Origin of the sequence: Ureibacillus massiliensis 4400831 = CIP 108448 = CCUG 49529 (assembly GCF_000772965.1) — a bacterium.
Taxonomy (GTDB): domain Bacteria; phylum Bacillota; class Bacilli; order Bacillales_A; family Planococcaceae; genus Ureibacillus; species Ureibacillus massiliensis.
On the sequence record NZ_JPVQ01000006.1, the window covers coordinates 102136 to 125580 of the forward strand.

Annotated in this window: 28 protein-coding genes and 1 riboswitch; of the genes, 9 read left to right on the plus strand and 19 right to left on the minus strand. The window is 33.1% G+C overall.

Going from position 1 to position 23445, the window contains the following annotated elements; all coding sequences use genetic code 11:
* Positions 1-45 precede the first annotated feature (45 nt).
* From CD30_RS05545 to CD30_RS05580, 7 genes are all read right to left on the minus strand, one after another.
* On the minus strand, positions 46-279 hold the full coding sequence (locus tag CD30_RS05545; protein WP_036173593.1) for a hypothetical protein: 234 nt from the start codon (positions 277-279) through the stop codon (positions 46-48).
* Positions 280-546: 267 nt separating this feature from the next.
* Positions 547-768 carry a hypothetical protein gene (locus CD30_RS05550; RefSeq protein WP_036173595.1) on the minus strand — a complete coding sequence of 74 codons (222 nt, stop codon included), beginning with the start codon at positions 766-768 and terminating at the stop codon, positions 547-549.
* A gap of 800 nt (positions 769-1568) precedes the next feature.
* Positions 1569-2783: a DUF4085 family protein gene (locus CD30_RS05560; RefSeq protein WP_036173600.1), complete on the minus strand. Its 1215-nt coding sequence runs from the start codon at positions 2781-2783 to the stop codon at positions 1569-1571.
* 148 nt (positions 2784-2931) lie between these two features.
* A complete protein-coding gene (locus CD30_RS05565; protein ID WP_036173604.1) occupies positions 2932-3843 on the minus strand; it encodes a patatin-like phospholipase family protein in 912 nt (303 codons plus the stop codon).
* A gap of 129 nt (positions 3844-3972) precedes the next feature.
* Positions 3973-4161 (minus strand): hypothetical protein, encoded by a 189-nt coding sequence (locus tag CD30_RS05570; RefSeq protein WP_235802006.1) that lies wholly within the window; start codon positions 4159-4161, stop codon positions 3973-3975.
* A gap of 175 nt (positions 4162-4336) precedes the next feature.
* Positions 4337-4942 carry a superoxide dismutase gene (locus tag CD30_RS05575; protein WP_036173608.1) on the minus strand — a complete coding sequence of 202 codons (606 nt, stop codon included), beginning with the start codon at positions 4940-4942 and terminating at the stop codon, positions 4337-4339.
* A 210-nt stretch (positions 4943-5152) separates the two neighbouring features.
* The gene (locus CD30_RS05580) at positions 5153-5632 is read right to left on the minus strand and encodes a DUF456 domain-containing protein (protein WP_036173610.1); all 480 of its coding nucleotides are present in this window, start codon (positions 5630-5632) and stop codon (positions 5153-5155) included.
* A gap of 142 nt (positions 5633-5774) precedes the next feature.
* Here CD30_RS05580 and CD30_RS05585 point away from each other — a divergent pair, with 142 nt between their 5' ends.
* The 4 genes from CD30_RS05585 (at position 5775) to CD30_RS05600 (ending at position 8500) form a co-directional block, all read left to right on the plus strand.
* The gene (locus tag CD30_RS05585) at positions 5775-6293 is read left to right on the plus strand and encodes a DUF1189 family protein (RefSeq protein ID WP_036173612.1); all 519 of its coding nucleotides are present in this window, start codon (positions 5775-5777) and stop codon (positions 6291-6293) included.
* A 52-nt stretch (positions 6294-6345) separates the two neighbouring features.
* Positions 6346-6681, plus strand: coding sequence for a hypothetical protein (locus CD30_RS05590; protein ID WP_036173614.1), 336 nt, complete (start codon positions 6346-6348; stop codon positions 6679-6681).
* Positions 6682-6792: 111 nt separating this feature from the next.
* Positions 6793-7902: a flavodoxin-dependent (E)-4-hydroxy-3-methylbut-2-enyl-diphosphate synthase gene (gene ispG / locus CD30_RS05595; RefSeq protein ID WP_036173619.1), complete on the plus strand. Its 1110-nt coding sequence runs from the start codon at positions 6793-6795 to the stop codon at positions 7900-7902.
* Positions 7903-7921: 19 nt separating this feature from the next.
* Positions 7922-8500: a nucleotidase gene (locus CD30_RS05600; RefSeq protein WP_036173622.1), complete on the plus strand. Its 579-nt coding sequence runs from the start codon at positions 7922-7924 to the stop codon at positions 8498-8500.
* Between the two features lie 60 nt (positions 8501-8560).
* Here CD30_RS05600 and CD30_RS20620 read toward each other — a convergent pair whose 3' ends face one another.
* Positions 8561-8689 carry a hypothetical protein gene (locus CD30_RS20620; RefSeq protein ID WP_268871080.1) on the minus strand — a complete coding sequence of 43 codons (129 nt, stop codon included), beginning with the start codon at positions 8687-8689 and terminating at the stop codon, positions 8561-8563.
* Between the two features lie 196 nt (positions 8690-8885).
* Here CD30_RS20620 and CD30_RS05605 point away from each other — a divergent pair, with 196 nt between their 5' ends.
* Both CD30_RS05605 and CD30_RS05610 read left to right on the plus strand, forming a co-directional pair.
* Complete coding sequence (locus CD30_RS05605; protein ID WP_036173626.1) at positions 8886-9386, plus strand: hypothetical protein; 501 nt, start codon at positions 8886-8888, stop codon at positions 9384-9386.
* A 108-nt stretch (positions 9387-9494) separates the two neighbouring features.
* The gene (locus CD30_RS05610) at positions 9495-11684 is read left to right on the plus strand and encodes an EAL domain-containing protein (protein ID WP_036173629.1); all 2190 of its coding nucleotides are present in this window, start codon (positions 9495-9497) and stop codon (positions 11682-11684) included.
* A 39-nt stretch (positions 11685-11723) separates the two neighbouring features.
* Here CD30_RS05610 and CD30_RS05615 read toward each other — a convergent pair whose 3' ends face one another.
* Entirely contained in the window at positions 11724-12353 is a 630-nt protein-coding gene (locus tag CD30_RS05615; protein ID WP_036173632.1) for an alpha/beta hydrolase, read from the minus strand.
* Between the two features lie 312 nt (positions 12354-12665).
* On the opposite strand from CD30_RS05615, the gene CD30_RS05620 reads away from it, so the two are divergent.
* Both CD30_RS05620 and CD30_RS05625 read left to right on the plus strand, forming a co-directional pair.
* Positions 12666-14045, plus strand: a complete 1380-nt coding sequence (locus tag CD30_RS05620; protein ID WP_036173633.1) for an L-cystine transporter — start codon at positions 12666-12668, stop codon at positions 14043-14045.
* 221 nt (positions 14046-14266) lie between these two features.
* Entirely contained in the window at positions 14267-14878 is a 612-nt protein-coding gene (locus CD30_RS05625; RefSeq protein WP_036173634.1) for a hypothetical protein, read from the plus strand.
* A 152-nt stretch (positions 14879-15030) separates the two neighbouring features.
* On the opposite strand, the gene CD30_RS05630 is transcribed toward CD30_RS05625, so the two are convergent.
* The 9 genes from CD30_RS05630 to CD30_RS05670 form a co-directional block, all read right to left on the minus strand.
* Positions 15031-15705 carry a hypothetical protein gene (locus CD30_RS05630; RefSeq protein WP_036173635.1) on the minus strand — a complete coding sequence of 225 codons (675 nt, stop codon included), beginning with the start codon at positions 15703-15705 and terminating at the stop codon, positions 15031-15033.
* Positions 15702-16196 carry an ECF transporter S component gene (locus CD30_RS05635; RefSeq protein ID WP_036173636.1) on the minus strand — a complete coding sequence of 165 codons (495 nt, stop codon included), beginning with the start codon at positions 16194-16196 and terminating at the stop codon, positions 15702-15704. Before CD30_RS05635 ends, CD30_RS05630 begins: the two co-directional genes overlap by 4 nt.
* Positions 16186-16611 carry a bifunctional adenosylcobinamide kinase/adenosylcobinamide-phosphate guanylyltransferase gene (locus CD30_RS05640; protein WP_036173637.1) on the minus strand — a complete coding sequence of 142 codons (426 nt, stop codon included), beginning with the start codon at positions 16609-16611 and terminating at the stop codon, positions 16186-16188. Before CD30_RS05640 ends, CD30_RS05635 begins: the two co-directional genes overlap by 11 nt.
* A gap of 18 nt (positions 16612-16629) precedes the next feature.
* Positions 16630-17400 (minus strand): adenosylcobinamide-GDP ribazoletransferase, encoded by a 771-nt coding sequence (gene cobS / locus CD30_RS05645; RefSeq protein ID WP_036173640.1) that lies wholly within the window; start codon positions 17398-17400, stop codon positions 16630-16632.
* A gap of 36 nt (positions 17401-17436) precedes the next feature.
* Positions 17437-18003, minus strand: a complete 567-nt coding sequence (locus tag CD30_RS05650) for a bifunctional adenosylcobinamide kinase/adenosylcobinamide-phosphate guanylyltransferase (protein ID WP_052126055.1) — start codon at positions 18001-18003, stop codon at positions 17437-17439.
* A gap of 66 nt (positions 18004-18069) precedes the next feature.
* Positions 18070-19014 carry an ABC transporter substrate-binding protein gene (locus CD30_RS05655; RefSeq protein ID WP_036173643.1) on the minus strand — a complete coding sequence of 315 codons (945 nt, stop codon included), beginning with the start codon at positions 19012-19014 and terminating at the stop codon, positions 18070-18072.
* A gap of 188 nt (positions 19015-19202) precedes the next feature.
* Positions 19203-19375: riboswitch (cobalamin riboswitch) on the minus strand.
* Between the two features lie 70 nt (positions 19376-19445).
* On the minus strand, positions 19446-19856 hold the full coding sequence (locus CD30_RS05660; protein ID WP_036173645.1) for a Fur family transcriptional regulator: 411 nt from the start codon (positions 19854-19856) through the stop codon (positions 19446-19448).
* Positions 19853-20713 (minus strand): metal ABC transporter permease, encoded by an 861-nt coding sequence (locus CD30_RS05665; protein ID WP_036173650.1) that lies wholly within the window; start codon positions 20711-20713, stop codon positions 19853-19855. Before CD30_RS05665 ends, CD30_RS05660 begins: the two co-directional genes overlap by 4 nt.
* Positions 20714-20727: 14 nt before the next feature.
* On the minus strand, positions 20728-21474 hold the full coding sequence (locus CD30_RS05670; RefSeq protein WP_036173653.1) for a metal ABC transporter ATP-binding protein: 747 nt from the start codon (positions 21472-21474) through the stop codon (positions 20728-20730).
* A 117-nt stretch (positions 21475-21591) separates the two neighbouring features.
* Here CD30_RS05670 and CD30_RS05675 point away from each other — a divergent pair, with 117 nt between their 5' ends.
* Complete coding sequence (locus CD30_RS05675) at positions 21592-21837, plus strand: DUF2624 family protein (protein WP_052126056.1); 246 nt, start codon at positions 21592-21594, stop codon at positions 21835-21837.
* Between the two features lie 52 nt (positions 21838-21889).
* Here the strand turns inward: CD30_RS05675 and dacB are convergent, their stop codons facing one another.
* On the minus strand, positions 21890-23323 hold the full coding sequence (gene dacB / locus CD30_RS05680; protein ID WP_036173655.1) for a D-alanyl-D-alanine carboxypeptidase/D-alanyl-D-alanine endopeptidase: 1434 nt from the start codon (positions 23321-23323) through the stop codon (positions 21890-21892).
* Positions 23324-23445 lie beyond the last annotated feature (122 nt).

Here is a 23445-nt window from a genome sequence, read left to right on the forward strand (position 1 = left end):
TTTTTAACCATAAAAAAGCTGATCATTAATGATCAGCTCATAAAATTAACTTATTTCCTGTTTTTTTATGAAAAATGAAAATACAAATGGAATAATGGAGAACAATGAATAAATGAAATACTGTTGATCAAATTGTGCAAGGTAGAGCGTAGAAAGAAAATAAACAATCGTCCCAAAATAGATAAATAACTTAGATTTTTTCTGAACCCCTCTAATGATGAACATCAAAGAAAAAATAATAAAGAACCAAAGTAACAGTTTTAATTCTAATGATTCCATTTGCTCACCACCTAACTAGTTATGTATAAAAAACTCTTTTACGTTAGTTAAGTGTTATTTTTATATAGGAAATGTAAGCGCTTTAATAATAATTTATGCTTATTATATTATATTCAGAACTTATCACTTTGATTGTCTTTATTTTTGGTATTTAGAAATTTTGTATTGTATTTTTGAGTGGTACATAAGGAAGAGCTCTTAAATAACGACTTACTTTAAAATTGAAAAGAGCTAGCCGTAAAAGACTAGCTTATAGTAGATATGGATCTATCCTTTCATATAAAATGCTTTTATTAACGGAAAGAGTGAAAGAAGCGCGAAGGCGAGATAGTATTTTTCGTACGTAGCAAAGTGTAACATCGGCAATAAATAACCTACGATACTAATGTAAATCATTGGACGAGACTTCTTTTGGAACCCTCTTACCATAAAAAGCAGCGATACAATGATAATTAGCCAGAGTGATAATCCTAAAATAAAGTATTCCATTTGCCTCACCACCTAACCTTTTTATGTAAATGGGGCTGAATGTTAGGGGCAGAAGTTATGTATCGTGTGAAAACGCTTAAATTTTTTAGCAGGTTTTATTTCTTTACTCTATTATATGTTGTCTTCTGTTCTTTGTTCGTATTTTCATCTTTCAAAATCAAATATTTTACAGAAAATTAGGCAAAAAATAATTAAAATCCGATTATTTAAATTTACTACCCTGAATTTTGTACGACTATCCCATGGTAAGATTTGAATGAAAGGGGCTGTCCAATAAGCGGAAAATTACAATCGACCACTATTTCAAAATTATACTTTTTTGATAAATGTTAGTTGATTTCCGTTCCAGGCGGACGCGCATCCAGTGGCGAGCGGTGCTCCTTTCGCTTCGCTCTGCGGGGTCTCACCACTGCTCTTTGCTCCCGCAGGAAAGCTTTGCTTTGCATCGAAAGCGCAAGCGGCAGATGCACTCGCCGCCTTCCACTCCAATCAACTACTTTTCAATATAATTAGTAGCAAAAAAATACCATTTTCCTTTGAGTAGTTCTAAGAAATTTTTTCTTTTGGGACAGCCCCACTTGAGATTGTCTGCAGTCTTTTTCTATTTACAATACATATTAAGAAATTGTCGATTTCCATTAAAGGCGCTACTTTCCACGGGCACGGCCTCAGCCTTTCCCCTCGCTATGCTTTAGTCCGGATGCTTTTAGCTCGTGCTGTTCCCGTAGGAGTCTTCGTGCCTTCCACTTCAATGAACCTTCCGAATTGCAATTTTCTCCTTATGTCCCACCGTCAACATTCTATTCATCTATTAAAGTAGCAAATTTAGAAAGTACATTCTCTGTTAATACTTTGTGTTTATTGAAATGATTCAAATAGATACTTAACATCATCTCATTTTCTTCGGTCACATCCATTTTCATGAAAATTCGATTCACGATATCCTTTGTCTCTTCTGGATTTGAATACATTGTATTCCATGCTCGAACTTGATAGTCTAAATCATCACTGAATACAGCTTGCTCTAATTCATCAATTGGAACAGCTATATTAAATTGGGCATATGGATCTTCATATATATCTGTATATATAAAATGAATAAAGCTTTGTTCTTTAAGATCGTATTCAAAACTGTTTTGGTTAAGAGATAGTATAAGTTTTTGATCCTTTAGTTGAATTTCCCCTACTTCTAAATTTACAAAAGGTGCGCTATCCTTAAAGCCGCTAATCGTTATATTTGCATCTGGAGTAATGAAGAAATATTGTTGGTGTTGGTCTTTGTTTAACTCTTGAATATATTCTTCAATACTTTTATCCATTATTCGGCGTTCATCACGTAATTTTGCGTAGTTAACTGGTCTATAGTAATACGATGCATCTATATTTTGTGCCTCAATTGTCCACTCTGAATCTGGACAATCCAATAACACTCTAAACGCGAAGCCTTTGTCCGTTTTTTTCAACTCGTTGTATATAAACCATTGACCAATTTGTAGTGGCTCGTCACTTTCTTCTCTTAGTACATCCTTAAAAATAAAATGAATGATTGTTTTATTGGTAAAACCGCCCTCTGCATTTAAAAATATATGAAGATTTTGATTTTCTCTCTCAATTCGTTCAATAATAGAATCATGCAAGCTATCATTAAAAACTTCTTGTACATTTTCACTTAAATAAGGGATTGTCGATTTTGTGTTTTCATAGGCTGTAGCTAAAATTTCTTCAAATTCCTTATCACATTCTCGCATCCACTGCAGATAATCTTCTCGAACACTCTTTGGTAATGTAGGCTGATTAAGTGTACCATCTTCAACAAATGGGATGAAACGGCTTGGTAACACTGTTAATAATTCCTCCTTTACCATTTCAAGATCCTCAGCTAATCGTTTTGTTAAATCGATTCCTTCTTCTTTAGCATATTCGAATTCACTTTCCCAATCGCCATCTGATTCATGGATAGGTAATAGATTACAAGTTTGAAACCTTTTTTTCGCCTCTTTTGTTAAATTCCACATATGTTTCTCCTTACTAGTTTTAGCATTATTATATAGTAATTGTTTTCATTTTTAGTTATTATTTCTTTAAAATTAGAATGAGCTGTCCAAAATGTTAAAAGTACAATTCTGAAATACTTGAATTGTACTTTTATGCTATCTGAATTTATTAAATTTTGACTTTTAAAATTGAAGAAGAACTAATAGGGTTCCACGTTGTTAAAAATTTCTCAGTTCGTTGTCTACCAATTTTAATTAAAGCTTCTTTTCCTGTTTCATCTATATCAAATTGTGTAGCACTATACTCTTCTACAGGAATAAAAACTATATTTTTTTCATGTTTTCGAGAGATATATCGTTCATCATGGGCATCTCTCATCGTTGCAAATAATGCTTCAAACATTTTTAAACCATCACTTATTTTACGAGGCCCAGATTCTACACTTGGGTTACTTAGTTTAAAGCCAATTAAGGGGCGTTCCATATTTCCATTATCAAATATCCAAAGTGGAAAATTACTTAAGACACCACCATCCACAACGATACACTCACCTTTATTATCCTTAAGCTTCACTGGTTCAAAGAAAAAGGGTATACCACAGCTCATTCTTAATGCCTTTGCGACAGAGAACCTTTTCCAGTTCATACCATATTTATCTAGATCATCTGGTAATACGATCATCTGTCCATTACTTAAATCAGATGCTACTAATTTTAATGATCCTCTAGGTAAATCATCAAACGTGTAGATATCTTTTGCTGCTAGCTTTTTATAGAACCATTTTTCCAACGCTTTTCCTTGATATAGACCTAATCGAAAATATAAATTTAACCATTTTAGAAAAGGTAGTGTTCTAGCAATTTTCGGAGGATCTAATAAAGACTTTAAATCCAGTTCATCAAGTAATTCCTCTATTTCAGATGCTTTATAGCCAGCTGCGATAAAACAAGCTAAAATGGCACCAGCACTAGTTCCTGCAACACGTTTAAATTCAATGTTTCTTTCTTCTAATATTTGCAATGCACCTACATAAGCAAAACCTTTTATACCTCCACCTGAAAAGACCCCATCTATTAACAACTGATTCGCCCCTTTTACATTGTTAATATACTGTAAGAAATATGGGGAATAAATAGAACTTCTGTCGAAAAGATTATAAAAAAAGTATTTGGCGAAAAACAAAATGTTAATGGCCAAATACTTTATTGTTTATTCATTTAGTCTTGATGGATTGTGCTTATTATCAGGTTTATCCTTGTTTTCATTTTTATTTTGTCTTTTGGCTTGATCATTTTGCCCAATTACATCAAAATCATCTGGACTTAAATCAAATCCATACCCGTATTCTTCACGGTCTAATCCTTTTTTTTCTCTTTTTTCTTTTGCCAATTGGCTCACCTCCACAATTATCAATATGAGCATGTTTCGAGTGTTTTATGCCTAATGCTATTAATAAAAGCAGATATCCCATAAGCCAATACTAAAAAAGATTTAAATTAAATAAAACAAAGGGCAAACCCCATAATTTACGGAGAATGCCCTTTGATTTTATTTTAATTATTTGTTGATCAAATTATTTCGCAGCAGCGAATTTTTCTGCTACTACATCCCAGTTTACTACATTCCAGAAAGCAGAGATATAGTCAGGACGACGGTTTTGGTAGTTTAAGTAATATGCATGCTCCCAAACGTCTAAACCTAAAATTGGTGTTTTACCTTCCATTACAGGTGAATCTTGGTTTGGAGTTGAAGTGATTGCTAATTCTCCACCATCAACTACTAACCATGCCCAACCTGAACCGAAACGGCCAGCAGCAGCTGTTGCAAATTCTGATTTGAAGTTATCTAAGCTACCAAATTTAGCGTCAATAGCAGCTGCTAAATCACCTGTAGGAGCAGTTGCGCCACCAGGAGTTAAGATTTCCCAGAATAAAGAGTGGTTAGCATGTCCGCCACCGTTGTTACGTACAGCAGTTTGTTTGTCTGCTGGAAGTGCATCAATGTTAGAGATAAGTTCTAATAAATCTTTACCAGCAAATTCAGTACCTTCTACTGCATTGTTTAAATTTGTTACATAAGTATTGTGATGTTTTGAGTGATGGATTTCCATAGTTCTTGCATCAATGTGTGGTTCTAACGCGTCATAAGCATACGCTAATTTTGGTAATTCATAAGCCATTTTGAATTTCCTCCCTAGAATAAGAAATAATGTTGATTACAATAGTAGGTTATCAAATTTAGGAATATTGTTCAATTATTTGACATCAAACATTTACATTTCATACTTTTGACTGAGTATAGTATTGATTTCTAGTTTTGATAACCTGATAGATAGTAACCCACAAAGTATTATATCCTTCATATAAATTCTTTAATCCTTTAAGCAACGTTAGATTGCGATAAAAAACACAATAATCATGACTATTTGCAATATACCTTTTGTAATGACCGATGTGATAAAACCTATTAGTGAACCAATTCCTGATTTAATTGCTTGCATGAAATTGAATTTTGTAACTATTAATTCTCCTACTACCGCGCCCAAAAATGGTCCTATTAATATTCCAGCGAATGGGATGATGAAAGGCCCGACTAACAACCCAATAGTGCTTCCCCATATCCCTGCTTTTGTACCACCAAACTTTTTTACACCAATTAAATTCGATACTGTATCTGCTACAAATAGTAGAATAACAAGTAATATTTCGATTACCCAAAACCACCAACTATAAACACTAAAGGAGTAAAACAATCCGTAGATGATGAAGCCTAGCAATATAAATAGAACTGACGGTATGATTGGGTAAACAAGGCCAACAAAAGCGATGACAAAACTTGCAATGATTAAAGCCCATGCAATGATATCCAAGGTAGACATCTCCTCTTCCTACTTCTTTTAAAATTACGAATTTAAATTTATAAAAGTTTCAATAGTAACTTGAAAAACCGACAACTATTTATTTTTCTATTTTCATGAATTTCATGGTAAACTTTCGAATGGAGGAGAAAAGATGGTAAAACATTCACAACTTTTTATTGATAGTTTAATACACCCTAAAAAATTAGCGGGATATCGGATGCTTCCAATCGGTAAAACCATTCAATATGTTTTTATTTTAATTACTTTAGTAATGATATTTTCATTTACTCAATTTGTCATGGGAATGTCTACTACCGATACTAATACTTATAATATAGAGGGTCTAACACAATATGTTGAAGACATCCAATGGTTATTATATCCATTCGCACTATTAATCTTACTTATGACAACAACGGCTTTGATATTTTTACAAATTAGTGTTTATGCGTTTATTGGAGTTGGCATACTTAAATTAATAAAACGTCGTGGTGAATATCGACATGTGTGGCGATCATCTGCACTAGCAATCACATGGGCTACTCTATTATCAATTCTATTTTCATTCATACCCATTCATGATGTGTTAGAAACAGTAATAGGAATTGTCATCACAATTATCCTACTTTTTATCGCATCTACGAAATATCCTAAAATGCCAAAAAAATAATATGCATGAATCCCTTCTGTCTTCATATAGTGGAGTGAGGAGGGATTTTATTATGCGTTATCTTATCATAACTGCTATCATTTTTATTTTAGCGACAGTTATTAAAATAGATTTAACTGATGGAACTCTACCATTAGCTTCATTTGACAATCCTAAAGCACAACAGCATTGTGAGAAACAATATACAATCAAAACTATTCCAGTTATAACTGAACTAGGAGATTCACCACAATCTCTCTTTGCAGCATATCCATCAGAAGCTAACATTACACTTGCAGAACGTTTAGCAAAATTCTATGAATTAAACCCCCATTTACAAAAGCAAGCAATGGTTCCGGGCGAATTAATAAAAATACCAGTTTATACTAGTGTGAAAAATATTTGTTAATTGTAATAAATTGCGCATATCCTTGTCTTTTTCTTTCTAACACTGATAAAATAGAGTGGCGATGGTACAATAAAATTTCATCAATGTACCTGTTAAAGGAGAGAATTTTTCATGAGTGAAATAATTCACCGTACAAAAACACGTCCTGTACGTGTAGGTAATTTAACAATCGGTGGTAGTAACGAGCTATTTATCCAAAGTATGTGTACAACAAAGACACATGATGTTGAAGCGACAGTTGCTGAAATATTACGATTAGAAGAAGCAGGTTGTCAAATCGTGCGAGTAGCCGTTCCAGATGAGCGTGCTGCAAACGCAATCGCAGACATTAAAAAACGCATTCATATCCCACTTGTTGCGGATATTCATTTTAACTATAAGCTTGCTTTAATGGCTATTGAAAATGGGATTGATAAAGTACGTATTAACCCAGGTAATATTGGTCGTCGTGAAAAAGTGGAAGCTGTTGTCAATGCAGCAAAAGCAAAAGGAATTCCAATCCGTATTGGAGTTAATGCTGGTTCATTAGAACGCCATATTTTAGAGAAATACGGCTATCCTACTGCTGATGGGATGGTAGAGTCGGCTTTACATCATATTAAAATATTAGAAGACTTAGATTTCCATGATATTATCGTTTCTATGAAAGCTTCTGATGTAAATCTCGCTATAGAAGCATATGAAAAAGCTTCAAAGGCATTTGACTACCCACTTCACTTAGGCATTACGGAATCAGGTACTTTATTTGCTGGTACTGTCAAATCAGCTGCAGGACTTGGGGCTATTCTTTCAAAAGGTATAGGAAATACGTTACGTATTTCATTATCTGCTGATCCAGTAGAAGAAGTTAAGGTGGCAAGAGAGTTATTAAAATCCTTTGGTCTAGCATCAAATATGGCGACATTAATTTCTTGCCCAACATGCGGACGTATTGAAATTGATTTAATCTCAATAGCAAACGAAGTAGAAGAATATATTTCTAAATTAAATGTTCCTCTTAAAGTGGCAGTGCTTGGCTGTGCAGTAAATGGGCCAGGAGAAGCGCGTGAAGCAGATATTGGTATCGCAGGTGCCCGCGGAGAAGGACTTTTATTTATGAAAGGTAAAACAGTTCGTAAAGTACCAGAAGAAACAATGGTTGAAGAACTGAAAAAAGAAATTGATAAACTAGCTGCAGAAATGGCAGAACAAAGAGAAAAAGCATCAAACACTCAATCTTAAGTAAAATAGGAGGTTTTAAATGAAAGCTAAAGAAAAACCTCGATTTGGAATAGATATTGATGGAACAGTAACAACACCAGATACACTTATTCCACATATCAATAAACAATACAATACAAACATCGTTCTAGATGATATTACGGAATACGATTTTTTATGTGCCTTTCCTCATCCAGTAGATCGCGATGAATTTTCTCGTTGGTTTAAGGAAAACGAAGCACATATGTACACTGTAAGTGAAATTGCTAAGGATGCACAATCCATACTTCGCAATTGGCATTCCCTTTACGAGCTTGTCTATATTTCTGCTCGTGATACAAGTGTTTTACATGTAACCCATAAATGGTTTGAGGAAAATAAAGTCCCCTACCATCACATTGAATTAGTAGGTAGTCATGATAAATTGCAGACGGCAAAAAAGCATAATGTGGAAGTGTTTTTTGAAGACAAACATGATAATGCAGTTGCCATTGCAGAAGAATTAAACATTCCGGTCCTATTGTTCAATACACCCTATAATCAAAATGCTGTTCCAAAAAACGTAGTACGGGTTAACAACTGGATTGAAGCAAACAATTGGATTAAGCGACATTTCTAAATGTAATTTAAGGTAACTCAAAATGGTTTACAAAAAGCCATTCTGAGTTACCTTTTCATTTTAAATATCCAATATTCCCCTAGTCCACCGATCAACAAAGGTTTCAAATGTTATTCCATAACGATTATAAATATCATGATAAACAAAATAAACTCCTAATTTTTCGAGAATGTCATCTTCAATTCTCATTCTTTCTTCCTTTCGCTTTAGGTTTTCTTTTCGATAGTTTTTCGCACACTTACCCTATGAATTAATCATTTTCATAGAATCCTCACATTTTGCAAAAAAATCCTATGATAATAGTGAGAAATTTAACATCTGCTATTAAATAAATTTCGCTATCATTAAAGGCAATAAAGTGATTTTGTAGACTGGAGGTTTTCTTATGAGAAAAATTAAAATAGCTAGCATTACAATTTTATTTACATTTCTTCTCACAGGTTGTGCTGAAAAAATAAATGAAATCACTGAAGCGATATCTGGGATTAATGCAGCTGCAGAAAGGGCCGCAAATGCAATTACTTTAGATGCACAAACAGTACGTAATATTGAAATTGAGTATAAAAATAAATCTTTTACTGTAAATGAATTATTTACAACTATCTTACGTGATGTCCAATGGGAATATGAACAAAAGGAAGAAAAACAACTATTAACTATAAAAGGAATTTGGCAAGAGGGGTTGTTTAATATGTATTCCATTACTATGGAAAAGAAAGAGAAATTGAAAAAGGAAGGTAAAGTAATCGTTCAACTTGAAATTGTCAAAAATAAAATTCTCGATAATTCTACTCACGTCATATTAGAATTCAATGATGAGCACCTTGTTGAAGAAAAAGGTAAAGAGGCATTAATACATTTATTCGATTATTACATCAATATATAGTTCATTAAGATTTATAAAAATTTTCTGTATATTCATACATTTTTTCTAGTAATCTTATTTTCATTTGTTATACTTATATATAATCATATTGATTTTAGGGGGACTGCCATGTTATTACCAAATAAAATGCCCCTATCAAAGGAACAATTACTCTCTTTCGTATGCAATATCATTGACCAATCGAATTCATGTATTGCAATTATTGACCAGCAAGATTCAAACTTACCGATTCTTTATTATAATGAATCCTTTTCAGAGCTTACAGGATATATAAACAATGAGTTGATAGGTAAAAATTTACGGTCTTTAAGAGGTATTAAAACTGATCCTGAGATAGAATCTGAAATTGACCTTAACATAAAAAGTCAACTACCTGTTGAAATAAATATCATACATTATCATAAAGACGGTTCGCCTTTTTGGAATTATTTATATTCCTTACCGATAAAAGACGAAACAAATGAGGTACAGTTTACTTTAATATGCTGTAAAAATATTACCGATCAAATGTTAGATAAAATGTTATCGAAATTGGAGCGGGAAGTATATGCAGAGCTCGATAAAGGTGGAGATACAGAGGTAATATTACAACTCATCGCCCAAAAAATAGAAATGTATTATATTCGAAGTGTATATTGTGCCATTAGAGTTTTAGATTCTACTGGAGAGTTAAAGGTTGTTGCTACAGGTTCACTACCCTCAACTTTAATTGAATCAATAAATGCATATATTATTGAACCAACAGCTGGATTTAATGAAAAAGCTGTCTATATTGACAATGTTTCACATAAACAAATTGAATTGAATAACAACATCTATAATGATATATCCTCTTTGGAAGTTATATCATGTTGGACTAAGCCAATAGTTAATCAACATCATCATATACTAGGGAGTATTACAATCTATTTAAAAGACCAAGCATCACTGAAACAATCAGATTTGGAATTTTTAAACAAGCTATCTCCCATCATTACTCTCTCTTTAAAATATGCAGAGCAAAAACAAGAATTAGAAAGACTTGCTTTTTATGATATGAATACAGGAATTCCAAATCAAAACTATTTTTACACTAATTTAACAGAATGGATTGAAGGAGATTTTACTGGGATAATACTTATAATTCAACCTGGTGAATATTCTGGAATAGTTGATTTATATGGTAGAAAAACAGGAGACGAATTATTAATACAAATTGCAAATCGACTCAAAAACCACCAAAAAGTAGAGTGTAATGAGGATATCATTTATGGCCGATTTTCAAATTCGTCTATTATTACAGCCAAAAAAATTTACGATGACAAAATCGATTTATATGTTTCGAGATTGAGACAGGAGTTAACTACCTCTCCCTACGTCTTAGCAGATAGAGAAATGTTTATCAGCTTAAATATTGGAATTGCACATTTCGGAAATGGTGTTTTAATGGAAGAAAGTATTCGCCAAGCAGATATTGCACTAACTAGCTCTAGAAAAAAATTCGGGACTGTTATCACTTTCTTTGAAGAAGAAACGAATAAGTTAATGCAGCAAGAGATGGATACGTTAAATCAATTAATTCACGGGCTAAAAAATAATGAATTTTCTGCGTTTTTACAGCCTAAAGTGAATCTGAAAACTGCTGAAATTGAAGGGTTTGAGGCACTAGCTCGATGGCACTCCCCTGTTTTAGGTTCGGTATCACCAGCTACCTTTATTCCTATTGCAGAATATAGTGGCAAAATAAGAGAAATTGATAACGCTATTCTTAAACAGGTTTTAAAATGGCAACAAGCTAGAAAAGAAAAAGGATTAAAACTTGTACCGGTTTCAGTCAACATTTCACCCGTACACTTTTACCATGATACGTTTGTTGATGATTTCATTTCCTTAGTTCATCAATACCATATTAGCCCGGAATACATAAAAGTGGAGGTAACGGAGAATTTTGAGTTAGTTGACTTTGAGAAAGCTAAAAATATCTTGATGCGTTTAAAAGAATACGGTTATGAGAGCTCAATTGATGACTTTGGGGTTGGTTTTTCATCCTTAAGTTATTTACAACAGTTACCTTTTTCTGAAATAAAAATCGATCAATCATTTATAAGTAATATGAATAATGATGAAATGTTTGCGGTTGTCCAAACTATTATTCAGCTAGCTTCAAGATTAAAAATGCATGCTGTTGCTGAAGGTATTGAGACTGTTGATCAATACAATCTATTAAAAAATATTGGATGTAATACTGGACAAGGCTATTATTTTCACAAACCAATGCCGATAAATGAAGCTGAAAAATTATTGAATAACATTAAATAAAACTCCACGTACTTGCCTAGCGTTCGTGGAGTTTTTATATTAATCAATTTTTATAAAGTTTAATAAATCATTGATGTTTTCAGGTGATACGCCATGCCCTACAGGATAGGTATTATATGATACAACTGCCCCGTTTTCTTCAAAAAATTGTTTACTTACCTCTGCCCACAAAATTGGAAAATCATAGTCATATTCTCCATGAGAGATAAAAATATTGGCATCATGAATATTTTGTCGATAATCAGACATTACAAAATCAGGGATATATCCACTTAAACTAATTGTCCCTGCTATTTCACTACCGAATATTAAAGATAGTGTATTCGTTACGACTGCCCCTTGGTTGAATCCCATGAGGTAAACTTTACTTATATCTAGATTAAATTCTTCAATTGCCTCTAATATAAATTGCTTTGTAAAAATAATCATTTGATCGAATACTTTTTTATTTGGCTTTCCTTCTTCTTCAAACGTATAAAAGGCATAACCTGGAAAGTGAGTAATTGGTCCTCTCAAACTAAATATGTGGCATTTACCTTTTAGGGACTCGACAAGCTGAAGCAAATCTTCCTCATTACTTCCTAATCCATGAAATAAAAAGATTGCTGCATCACTTCCTTTACTTCTATCAGTTGGCGCAATATGTTGAAATGTATATGGTGATTTCATGACGATTTTAATTTCCTTCCCAATTCATAATTCGTAAATTTAATTTTACCAAAATTACTCTACAATTGATAGAAACGAACATCTAATGAAATTCCAAATAGTCTTCTGTATATTTAGCGAATTCTTTATCACAATAAAACTGTCCAATAAATTAGAATTCGTCTTAAATTCAGTAAATTTCAACCAATATAGTAAAATAGTACGTTATTATTTGTTTTTCATTGAAATATAATAAAATACGATAATTCTTACTTGACTTATATGTTTTATGCGAATAAAATTTAAAATTAGATTCTTAAAGGAGGAAATCAAATGGATTTATATACAATAATAAATGTAGCAATATTACTCATACTACTTTTATTTCTACAATTTTTAAATAAAAAGCATGTAAAGTTTTCAAATCGCGTGTTTATTGGATTAGGGCTCGGGATTTTACTAGGTTTAGTGCTGCAATTAATTTATGGTGCTGATTCTGCTACAATCGGAAATACTGTCCCTTGGTATAACATAGTAGGTACAGGATATGTTAAATTACTTCAAATGGTTGCAATGCCCTTAGTATTCATATCCATTCTATCTGCATTTACGAAAATGAAGCTTGGTGCGAATTTAGGTAAAATTGCTGGATTTATTTTATTCATATTAATCGGTACTACGGCAATTTCAGCTGGAGTGGGGATACTTTCAGCAACAGTTTTCGACTTAGATGCTTCCGAATTAGTACAGGGAGAAAGCGAAATCGCACGTGGGGAAACATTGGAGGAACAATCAGGGACAGTTGCTTCATTACCTGAACAAATTTTAACACTTTTCCCTGCAAATCCATTTTTAGATTTAACTGGCGCTAGAGCAACATCTACTATTGCTGTTGTTATATTTGCAGCATTTTTAGGATTCGCCTATTTGCGTATTGTCCGTAAAGATGAAGAGACTTCTAAAACAATTAAAAAAGGAATTGATGCTATTTACTCATTAGTAATGGGTATTGTGACAATCGTTTTACGCTTAACTCCATATGGTATATTAGCGATTATGGCTCGAACTGTTGCAACAAGTGATTTTGCAGCAATTTATAATTTAGGTAAATTTGTTATCGCTTCATATGTTGCATTAATTGCCGTATTTATTATTCACTTAATCATTATTTCGTTAACAGGGCTAAGTCCAATAATGTATTTAAAAAAGGTTTCTGAAACTTTACTATTTGCTTTTACTTCTCGTTCAAGTGCAGGGACTTTACCATTAAATTTAAAAACACAAACTGATCGTTTAGGCGTACCTGAGGGGATTGCTAACTTTGCCGGTTCATTTGGCTTATCCATCGGTCAAAACGGTTGTGCCGGTGTTTATCCTGCTATGTTAGCTATTATGATTGCACCTACAGTGGGAATTAACCCATTAGATCCTGGATTTATCGCAACGGTTATTTTAATAGTGGCTATCAGTTCATTTGGTGTAGCTGGTGTTGGTGGTGGTGCAACATTTGCAGCCATAATCGTTTTGTCTGCCTTAGATTTACCTGTAGCATTAGCTGGGGTATTAATTTCTGTTGAACCATTAATCGATATGGGCCGAACAGCATTGAATGTAAATGGCGCAATGGTTTCTGGTGTAACCACTTCCCGTTTAACTGGAGAACTTGATAAAGAAATTTTCAACAATCCAAACTATGATAAAGAATTAGCATAAAGCCAATGAAATAAAATTAGCGACAAGGTTATTTATATAATCCTTATGTCGCTTTTTTTATTAGATTAAATTGTCGATTTCACATTTCAATAGCACCAATATGTTTTATTTTGAAAATTCCGAATTATAATTATAGAAATTTACCTTCAAAAAGCTTACACTTATATTATAAAAATACAAAGATATGAATTTTTTAGCAGTAAACCAATGAGGTGAGAATATTGCATGATGGGATTACAGTTGATAGAAGTCTATTATATATAGAACAACATCATGTAGACAAATTTAAAACTATCGCGAAGAGTATGAAGGAATATAATGATTTAATTACAGATGGTGGACTAACAAAAGATGATTGCTGGATTATCGCATTTAATATTTGGCTTCTTCTTAATGCTGATGATGAACATGACATAATGCAATCTGCAGAAAAAACAATATATTATCATGCCAATTTTATTATTTTAAATGCGACTATAAAAAGTAACTATTTTAAACTTTTTAAACGTGAAGGTTTATCAAGAGAATTACTTTATTTAGCATCTTTAAAAATCGCGAATGGCATTAACCAATGGATTTATCACGTCTTGGAGAGCAATAATTTATTACATATAGTAGAAAAAAATAGAAAAAGATGTTATTTTGATGTTCATTTAAATAATTTCCAAGAAGTGAAAAATTTTTCTGAAGAACAAGCACAATTTGTAAAAGCCTCTATTAAGGAGCTAAAAACTACCGATTCCTTTGAGTTAATGTTGAAAAATTGTAGCGAACAAATTGTCATGTTATATAGCTCCATTGTGAAAGAAAAGAATATTATTTATAAAAACTGAGGCAGGGACAAAAGTAAATTTTGTACATCGACGATTTCTTAATATGTATTGTAAATAGAAAAAAACACCCCTAAATCGTTAGATTTGGTGTCTAACAATTTAGGGGCAGTTCAATCTCAAATTTTTCAGTTTGTCTACAGTCTTCTAGTTTTTTAACGCAAAGTTATTTCAAAAAAGGAAGTTGTAATCGTGTCTTTAAATTGGTCTTTTTGCTCTCGATTAACCGCAACGATAACAGCACTTGAGGGGCCACTGGATTTATCTAACGGTAGCTCACATTTAATTTCATAGCCACTAAAAAGCCTTGAGCATTCTGAACCAATTCCCTTCGATCCGACAGGCCAAATACTTTTAATGACCCCTAATTTTATAAGCATATATAATTCGCTTAACTTCGCCACATGGTCAGGATTGTTAAGAATTTCATCACCGACAAGTGGTTTCCCTACTACATACCAAAGACAATGCTCAGCATTAAAATCATATACCTTTTTTCCAATCATCATTATCGATAAACCAGACTGCAGCGAAGGAAAATTCGTTTCAGTAGATCCGTTTATCGGTGGCATTTTTTCCCCTAATTCATTAAATACCCTTTCAATGCCCTTTTCATAATCTGTCCAAGCGGATTCACCTGTAAAGTTGGATAAGAAAATATGTGTAGGCTGTCCACCTGCGCACCATTGTTCCAACAAAGCCACTCTTGCGGTATAATACGCTACCACTTCATTTGATGTTTTAACAGCATCATGCTCTTTTTCTCCAATCCCCCCCGCATTATCAACTGTTACGATTAATTGCTGATCAATCAATTTCGCATTTCTCATAGATTTAATACCTTCCACTGTCGTAAAATTTTGTTTAGTACTGGCATTATTAGTATGACAACGACAACATTTATAATTGTGGCAATCAGAAGACTAGGTAAACTTGCAAAATAAAATTGTGGTGAAATGATGAAATAAAATGGAATTGGAGAAATTAAGCCATTGGTTAAAACTAAAAACAGCCATTTTACGATAGAAAATCCTTTTTTATGTAAGATATTAAACACAGTTACAATTGCAAACATCTCAGCTGCTATTAGTATGTGAAAAATACCTAGAGGAAATCCTGAAGTTAGGGCTGTGGCGAAATGACCTAAAAGAGCTGCGAATCCTGAGTATATAGGTGAAAGATAGACAACACTTAGAAATGCTGGGGCAGAATCTAAAGCTGCTGTCGTTATGAATCCTGGCACCTTAATAGTACTTCCCACAACACAAATTGCTGCTGTTAATGCTGTTAAAATTAAAACTCTTAACTTGCTAGTAACCATTATTATTATCTCCTTTTAATATTTGTGGTATTCCGTACCAAATTCGAATAACTGAATTACTTTCCTGAAAAAGCTTCTGATATAGCCTTCCACAAGTATCTCTTACTTTTCTTTCCTTTTTATCAATCGGAACAATTCCTCTTCCGAAATCAGTACATATACAAATGACATTCGATTGCGTATCTAAAGCTTTAATTTTTTGAAATAATTGATCGACAATTGTCTCTTCATCTAATTCAATATAATTCAACACCATTTGTTCAAAATTGTATATGACAAAATATCCATTATTTACAAAATTAACTTTATCAGGGATATACCCTTCAAATAGTTCATAAGAAATTTGCTGTTTCTTCAATAAATCTTCAACATATTTTCGCTTTCCGTTGTATGCTCCGCCGATAATTGCCTTCATATGCTTACCCCGACCTTTTTAAATGAAAAATATTAAAGCTCCCCATAATAACGTTTCTGAGCTTTCATAAATTGCGCCCAGTAAATCCCCTGTCATACCACCAAAGTTTTTCTTTGTCCATTTTCGATAGAAGAAATAATAGAGCAAAAGGAAAAACATTAACAGGAAAATGGTAAAACTTTCAATGTAAATGGCTACTCCAAAAATTAAAATAATATAAATCACGATTGATATAAAAATATACTTATGTATGACATTTGTTTTGAAATATGTTGCCAAGCCATCTGTTTTTGCCGTTTGCATCGTTAAAAAATAGAGTAACATTGCAATCCGACTAATAAATGGAATAAGGATTAAATAAACAATATGATTCACATCACTAGTTAACACTTCATAATAGAATCCAATCTTTAATAACAAAATAACTATTAATCCAATTGCACCAAAAGCGCCTACTCGTGGATCACTTAATATTTCTAGCCTTTTTTTCTGATCTTGATATGAAAAATAGGCATCACACATGTCAATCCAACCATCTAAGTGCAATCCCCCAGACATGGCAATTCCGGCGATGACAAGAATGATGGCTAGTAATAGTGGTGAGAACTGGAAATATTCATTATTCAAAAAGAACAGCATTCCATTAGACATTCCCATTAATAAACTAATAATTGGTAGCCAAATGAACATCCCTGTAACTGTATTTCGATTCATAGTAAATTGCTTTCGAATCGGTATCGAAGTAAAAAATTGAAATGATAACAACAAACTAACAACAATATTTTTCAAAATTACTACCACCTTAAAGAGTGCTTTATCTTAAAGCTACTTCCAACGTTTATAAATGCTATAGTCCATCTCATATGCTTCATCAGAAATGGATACAATCCATTGATGTAATTGTCCTAAAATCTCTCTATATAAATTTACCTCGTGAAATTTTGAAGATAGTTCATCAAACACTTCATTCGATACAATGATGGCATTTACTTCTTGTGTCTTCCATTGTAAAAGGCATTCCTTAAACCCTTCGATGAATTTTTCGATCTCAGTCATTCTTCTGTCCATCTGAAATTGTTCTGTTTTATAAAGTACATTTGTCAACCATGTCGTAATACAATCCCATACAACGATATTGTTGTTCGTGAAATTTAAATGCTCCTTTGACAATTCAGCAAATATTTCAATTGTGTTCCATTTAATCAAAGAAGATTCTCGATCGACCTGATGACGAACAATCCTCTGTTTCATTTCTTCATCAAATGCAACCCCAGAAGCAATATAAACATAAGAGGGATTATTCAATTTTTGACCGATTAGTTCAGCATACTCTAGTGCGAAAGCGCTTTTCCCACTTCTCACACCACCACATATAAAAATCAAATTTCCCAATACAATCACTCCATTATAAAAGAGCTGTTCTAGAAAATTCCTTTACTTCTAGAACAGCTAATTTATCTATTCATTAAAAAGCTCTGGGTATATTGATGATGCAATGATTTCTACCGCTTCACCAATACGAGGCCCTGGTCGATCTAAAATATCAGGATTTAAAAAATAGACCTCCCTATTTTGGACTGCTGTGACTGAAGACCACCCATTCCGTGAAATGATTTCCGCTATTGGATCGTCACCATAATTTACAGTTGTAATAATGGCTTCAGGATTTCTTGTTAAAATGTCTTCTTCTGAGACCGAAAACCAACCTTGTTGATCTCCATAAATATTTTCAACACCAGCTGCTGCTATAAGCTCCTGTTGGAATGTACCAGAACCGATTGACCAAATGTCTGGCGCTGGAGAAATTTCAAAATATACTTTTTTCTTTTGTGCAATTGCTTCTGTTTTTTCCGTCACTGCATCAATTTGTGATTGAATATCTGCTATCACCTTTTCTCCTTGAACCTCAGCACCCATCACGGTTGCTAATTGTTTTATGTCTCCATAAATGTCCTCTATTGAGCTTGCTGATTTAATGACAAATACTTTTAACCCAACACTTTCAAGCTGGTTTATTTGATCATCACTACCACTTGTGTAGGCAAATACGATATCAGGATTCATTTCTACTATTCGTTCAATATTTACAGTTGATAAATCCGAAACCTTTTCGATTTCTAAAGCTTGTGTAGGATAGGCGTCGTACTCCGTAACCCCAATAATTCTCTCACCTACTCCTAGTTCAAATAAAATTTCTGTGTTGCTAGGCTGTAATGATACGATCGTTTCTGGAACCTTATCAAATGTAACTTCAACACCTCGATCATCAACAACAGTATAAGCTTCTGATTGTTCATTGCTATTACTATTTGTTGTATCGTTTGTGTTGGCATTGTTTGAACAACCAACGATTAGTAAAATCGATAAAATTGATAATAACCAAAATTTGTGAAAGAATTTCATTTTACTTCCTCTTTTCTATTTGAGCATATATACATGATGTTTAATTTCTTTATCGATTTGCATCGCATTGTTACAACTCTTCATCACAAAATAAAAACCACCCAAGAATGGATGGCAAATTAGCGCAATATAAACAATTAGTTGTTTCATTACTTTGCCGCACATTCCCTTAAATTTCCGAAGAGGTTTGTTACGATCAGAAAAAGACAGGTCTCCTGGCTTGTGCCTTTTATTTTAAGTACCTTCCCATCAAATTGACAGTGGCATCAACTTAAAAATTAACACTTACAGTTGCGGATACAGCTTCGGATTTTCACCGAATTCCCTTTAGCCTTACAGCATCTTTTTCCTGCAAAAAATATTCACTTAATAGAACTTTACCATAATAATTAATAAATGAGTAGTTGTTATCTATTGCCTCATCATATTAACTATGCACAACTTGGACATTTACCGTAAATTTCGAACTTATGGGATTCAATCTCACAGCCCGGCAGTTTTTCTGCTAACATTTCCATCGGACAAATTTCAATTTCCTTCACTTTTCCACATATCATACAGATAAAATGATGGTGATGATGCTCTGATTCACATTGCATACGGAAATTTCGTTCACCATTTAACTCTGTTTCTTCTAAAATACCAAGCTCTACAAATGTTGAAAGGTTACGGTAAATTGTATCAAAGCTCATTCCTGGGAAGTCTTTCTTTAAAACAGCTAATAAATCACGAGCGGTTAAATACTTTTCTGTTTCACTAAACATATTTAAAATAAGCTCACGTTTATCAGTCTTTTTAAATCCATTTTCCTTAAGAATTTCCCAAGCTCGTGTTATATTCACTGTTCTATCCCCTTTCTCGTTTCAATGTTAAATGATATTTTCTTCGCAAATATAACAATTAATAATATCATGATTGAAGTAACAACGATTGTTCCACCAGGTGCTAAATTTAAATAAAATGCACTTACTAAACCTATTATAACCGCTAACTCTCCAAAAAGGATTGAATAACCAATCGTTTGCTTAAATCCTCTTGCAATTCGCATAGCTGCTGCAACAGGTAACGTAATTAATGATGATACTAATAAAATTCCTACAATTCGCATACTGGCTGCAATTACTAAAGCAACGACGATCATAAATAACAAATGAATCCACTTTGAAGGTAATCCCGTTGCCTTCGCATATTCTTCGTCAAAAGATAGAACAAACATTTCTTTAAATAATAACTTTAAAAATACTAATACCACTAAAGCAATTAATATAACAATCCATAAATCCTGTCTTGAAACAGCAGATACGGTACCAAATAAGTAGCTCGTTAAATCTGTTTTAAACCCACTTGCTAAAGAAAGAAAGATTGCTGAAATACCAATCCCACCAGACATTATGATAGGTATTGCGAGCTCCTCATAATGTTTGTATAAATTCCTTAACCTTTCGATTAAAATCGAACCACCTACTGAAGCGACAATTCCTAAATAAATCGGATTAAGTAAAGCAAGCGCTGCAAAGGACTGACTTAAATATAAGCTACCAGCAATACCAGCAAGAGTTACATGCGAAAGCGCATCAGCAATTAAAGACATTCTTCTAACGACAATAAAAACTCCTAATAAAGGAGCTATAATACCAATAATTATCCCAGAGAGAAAGGCGTTTTGTAAAAATTCATAATTCATTATAGCTTCTATCATATACCTTTCCCTCCCTAATGAATTTTTCTAACAGAATGACCATACCAATTGTTTAATTGATCTGGTGATAATGTATCGAATTCTTTTTTAAATCCATGGAAATGAATCGTTTGATTTAAACAAGCAACATGGCTTATTCGATTCGATACAGTATCCACATCATGGGTTACTAAAATGATCGTTTTTTGTTGTTCCTCGTTTAACGATGCTAACATATCATAAAATGATTGAACATTTTCGTGATCAATCCCTACTGTTGGTTCGTCTAAAATAAGTAGCTTTGGTTCAGCTATTAACGCACGAGCAATAAATACACGCTGTTGCTGTCCACCTGACAATTGCCCAATATTTCTAGATTGATATTTTTCCATTCCAACAGCCGATAAAGCTTTTTCTACAAGATCATTTGAATTTTTTGGCAAACGTTTAAAAAGGCCTACTTTTTTTGCTAAACCACTTTTAACCACTTCTTCAACTGTTGCTGGAAAGGCTGAATTAAAGGCATTCGACTTTTGTGAAACATAACCAATCCATTCACGATGACGAAAAGATTGGATTGGTTCATCAAACAATTTTATTTCACCAGAAATCGGCTTTATTAGCCCTAGCATGAGTTTTAAGAGTGTGGATTTCCCTGACCCATTAGGTCCTAAAATAGCCAAGAAATCCCCTTCTTCAACCTTAAAAGAAATATTATGTAATACCTTTGTATGTTCATATTGAAACGAAACGTCTTGTAATTCAATAAATGTTTTTTTCATAAATCCGCTTCTTTCTAATTCATAATCATTACGATTTACAACATGTTAGTATACGTGTTTCATTGCATTTTGTAAAGACATCTACATTTTACTTCACCTTTGAAAGGAGAAAAAAAGTTGGGAGCAATTGAACTTTGGGAATCTTTACTGACAAAGTCAGATAAAGAAATTATAAAAATGGCAAAAGAATATGGAGTGGAATTAACGGTGGATGAAGTTCGTCAACTAAGACCACTGGCTGAGAAAGCGAATATTACTTGGCTATTAACAGGTATTCCAGAACATGTACTAAAAAAAGCAGAGAGTATCTTAGGGAAGAAAAAATATAAGCAATATAAAAAAATGCTTGATAGTTATTATTGATTGAGATGAATTAAATTAGGTGGTGAAAACAATTTGTTTTCAACCACCCATTTTAATATGTTTCAATAAATTGTTGTACGACTTCATCTATTGCCTGTAGTTTTATTGATGATTGATTTTGACTTAATATTGTAAAAGCGTAATACTTACCACTCTTTGCTTTTAAGTAACCTGACAATGAATAGACGCCCGAAATATGACCTGTTTTTGCGAATACTCTATTTGATTGAAATGTTGATTTAAATCTTTCTCTTAATGAACCGCCAACTAGTCGATCTGGATGTCCTCCAACGGGCAAACTATTATAAATAACGGAATAGTATGGTTCGCTAGATAGCTTATACAGTAAATTTGTCATTTCATTTGCCGTCACTTTATTTTGATGGGACATGCCCGATCCATCTTCAAAATACCATCGATTCGTTTGAAGCCCCACTCTTTTACTATAATCCTTCATGACCTGTAAACCGTGCTCAAGACTGCCTATACCATAAACCTCATAGCCCATAGTTTTTACTAAAATATTTGCAATACTATTATTGCTTAATTTCAAAAAGGGAATCATCACTTGCTCTAATGGCATTGACTTTTTTGTATAAATTAATGTTGCATGATTGGGAACTAATTTTCTGTTAACTTTAGAGCTTGACGTAAAAGCAATCCCATTTTCCTTAAATGTATTCTTAATGGCATATAATGTATTAAGTGTAGGATCATAAAGTGATATCCACTCTTTTTTAGTCTTTCCTGTAGGTATATTCCCTGTAATCACTATTTTATTTGAATTATTTTGTCGATAGATTTCAATTGTATTTTTCTCTGTCGCTCCAACTGTCTTCGCTTGGTTCAACACTTCCATTCCACTAAAGTTTGGTTCAACTTCAATAGTTGGTGTTTTTCCTACTGTATTTGCAATTACTTTTACAATAATGGTTCCTGCATCATAGTCATCATCAGGGGACATCGTAAGTGCAGATGTTCTTGATGCATAATAATAAGTTTCATCATGAGTTGAAATGCCTGGCGTGAGCTGAGACCCAATAAAATTAAAGTCGTCACCATATAGACTACCAGAAACGCTTTCAACGCCTAGTCGCTTTAACGCATTTGCCATAGAAATAAAATTTTCTTCCTGTAGGGTTGGATCACCCCCACCTTTTATATAAAGGTCTCCCTCTAATACATTACCATTGATTTTTCCATCCATATAAACTTCAGTGATGAATCGATAGTCTTCTCCAAGCATTTCTAGTGCGCTTGCTGCTGTTAATAGTTTTAGGGTAGATGCAGGTTTAATACCGAAATCTCCTGCCTTTTCAAAGACGAGTTTTCCTGAATCCATCGAGCGAAGTGAAATACTGAAATTGGATGTTCCAAATTTTGAGTAAATTGTTTCCTCAATTTTTGAAGCAAATGGCGTATCAGTCAATAAAAAATAGTTAAAAAATGTTAAAAGGAATAAGATACTTATTATTTTCTTTTTCATCGTCTCCTCCGACATCTTTCATATATACAATGTTTACCCATTCTGCTCGAAAATTACTCTAAAGTTGTTTTAAAAATAAAAACAGTCATGAGTTTTTCACACCCAACCCTGGCATGAAAATA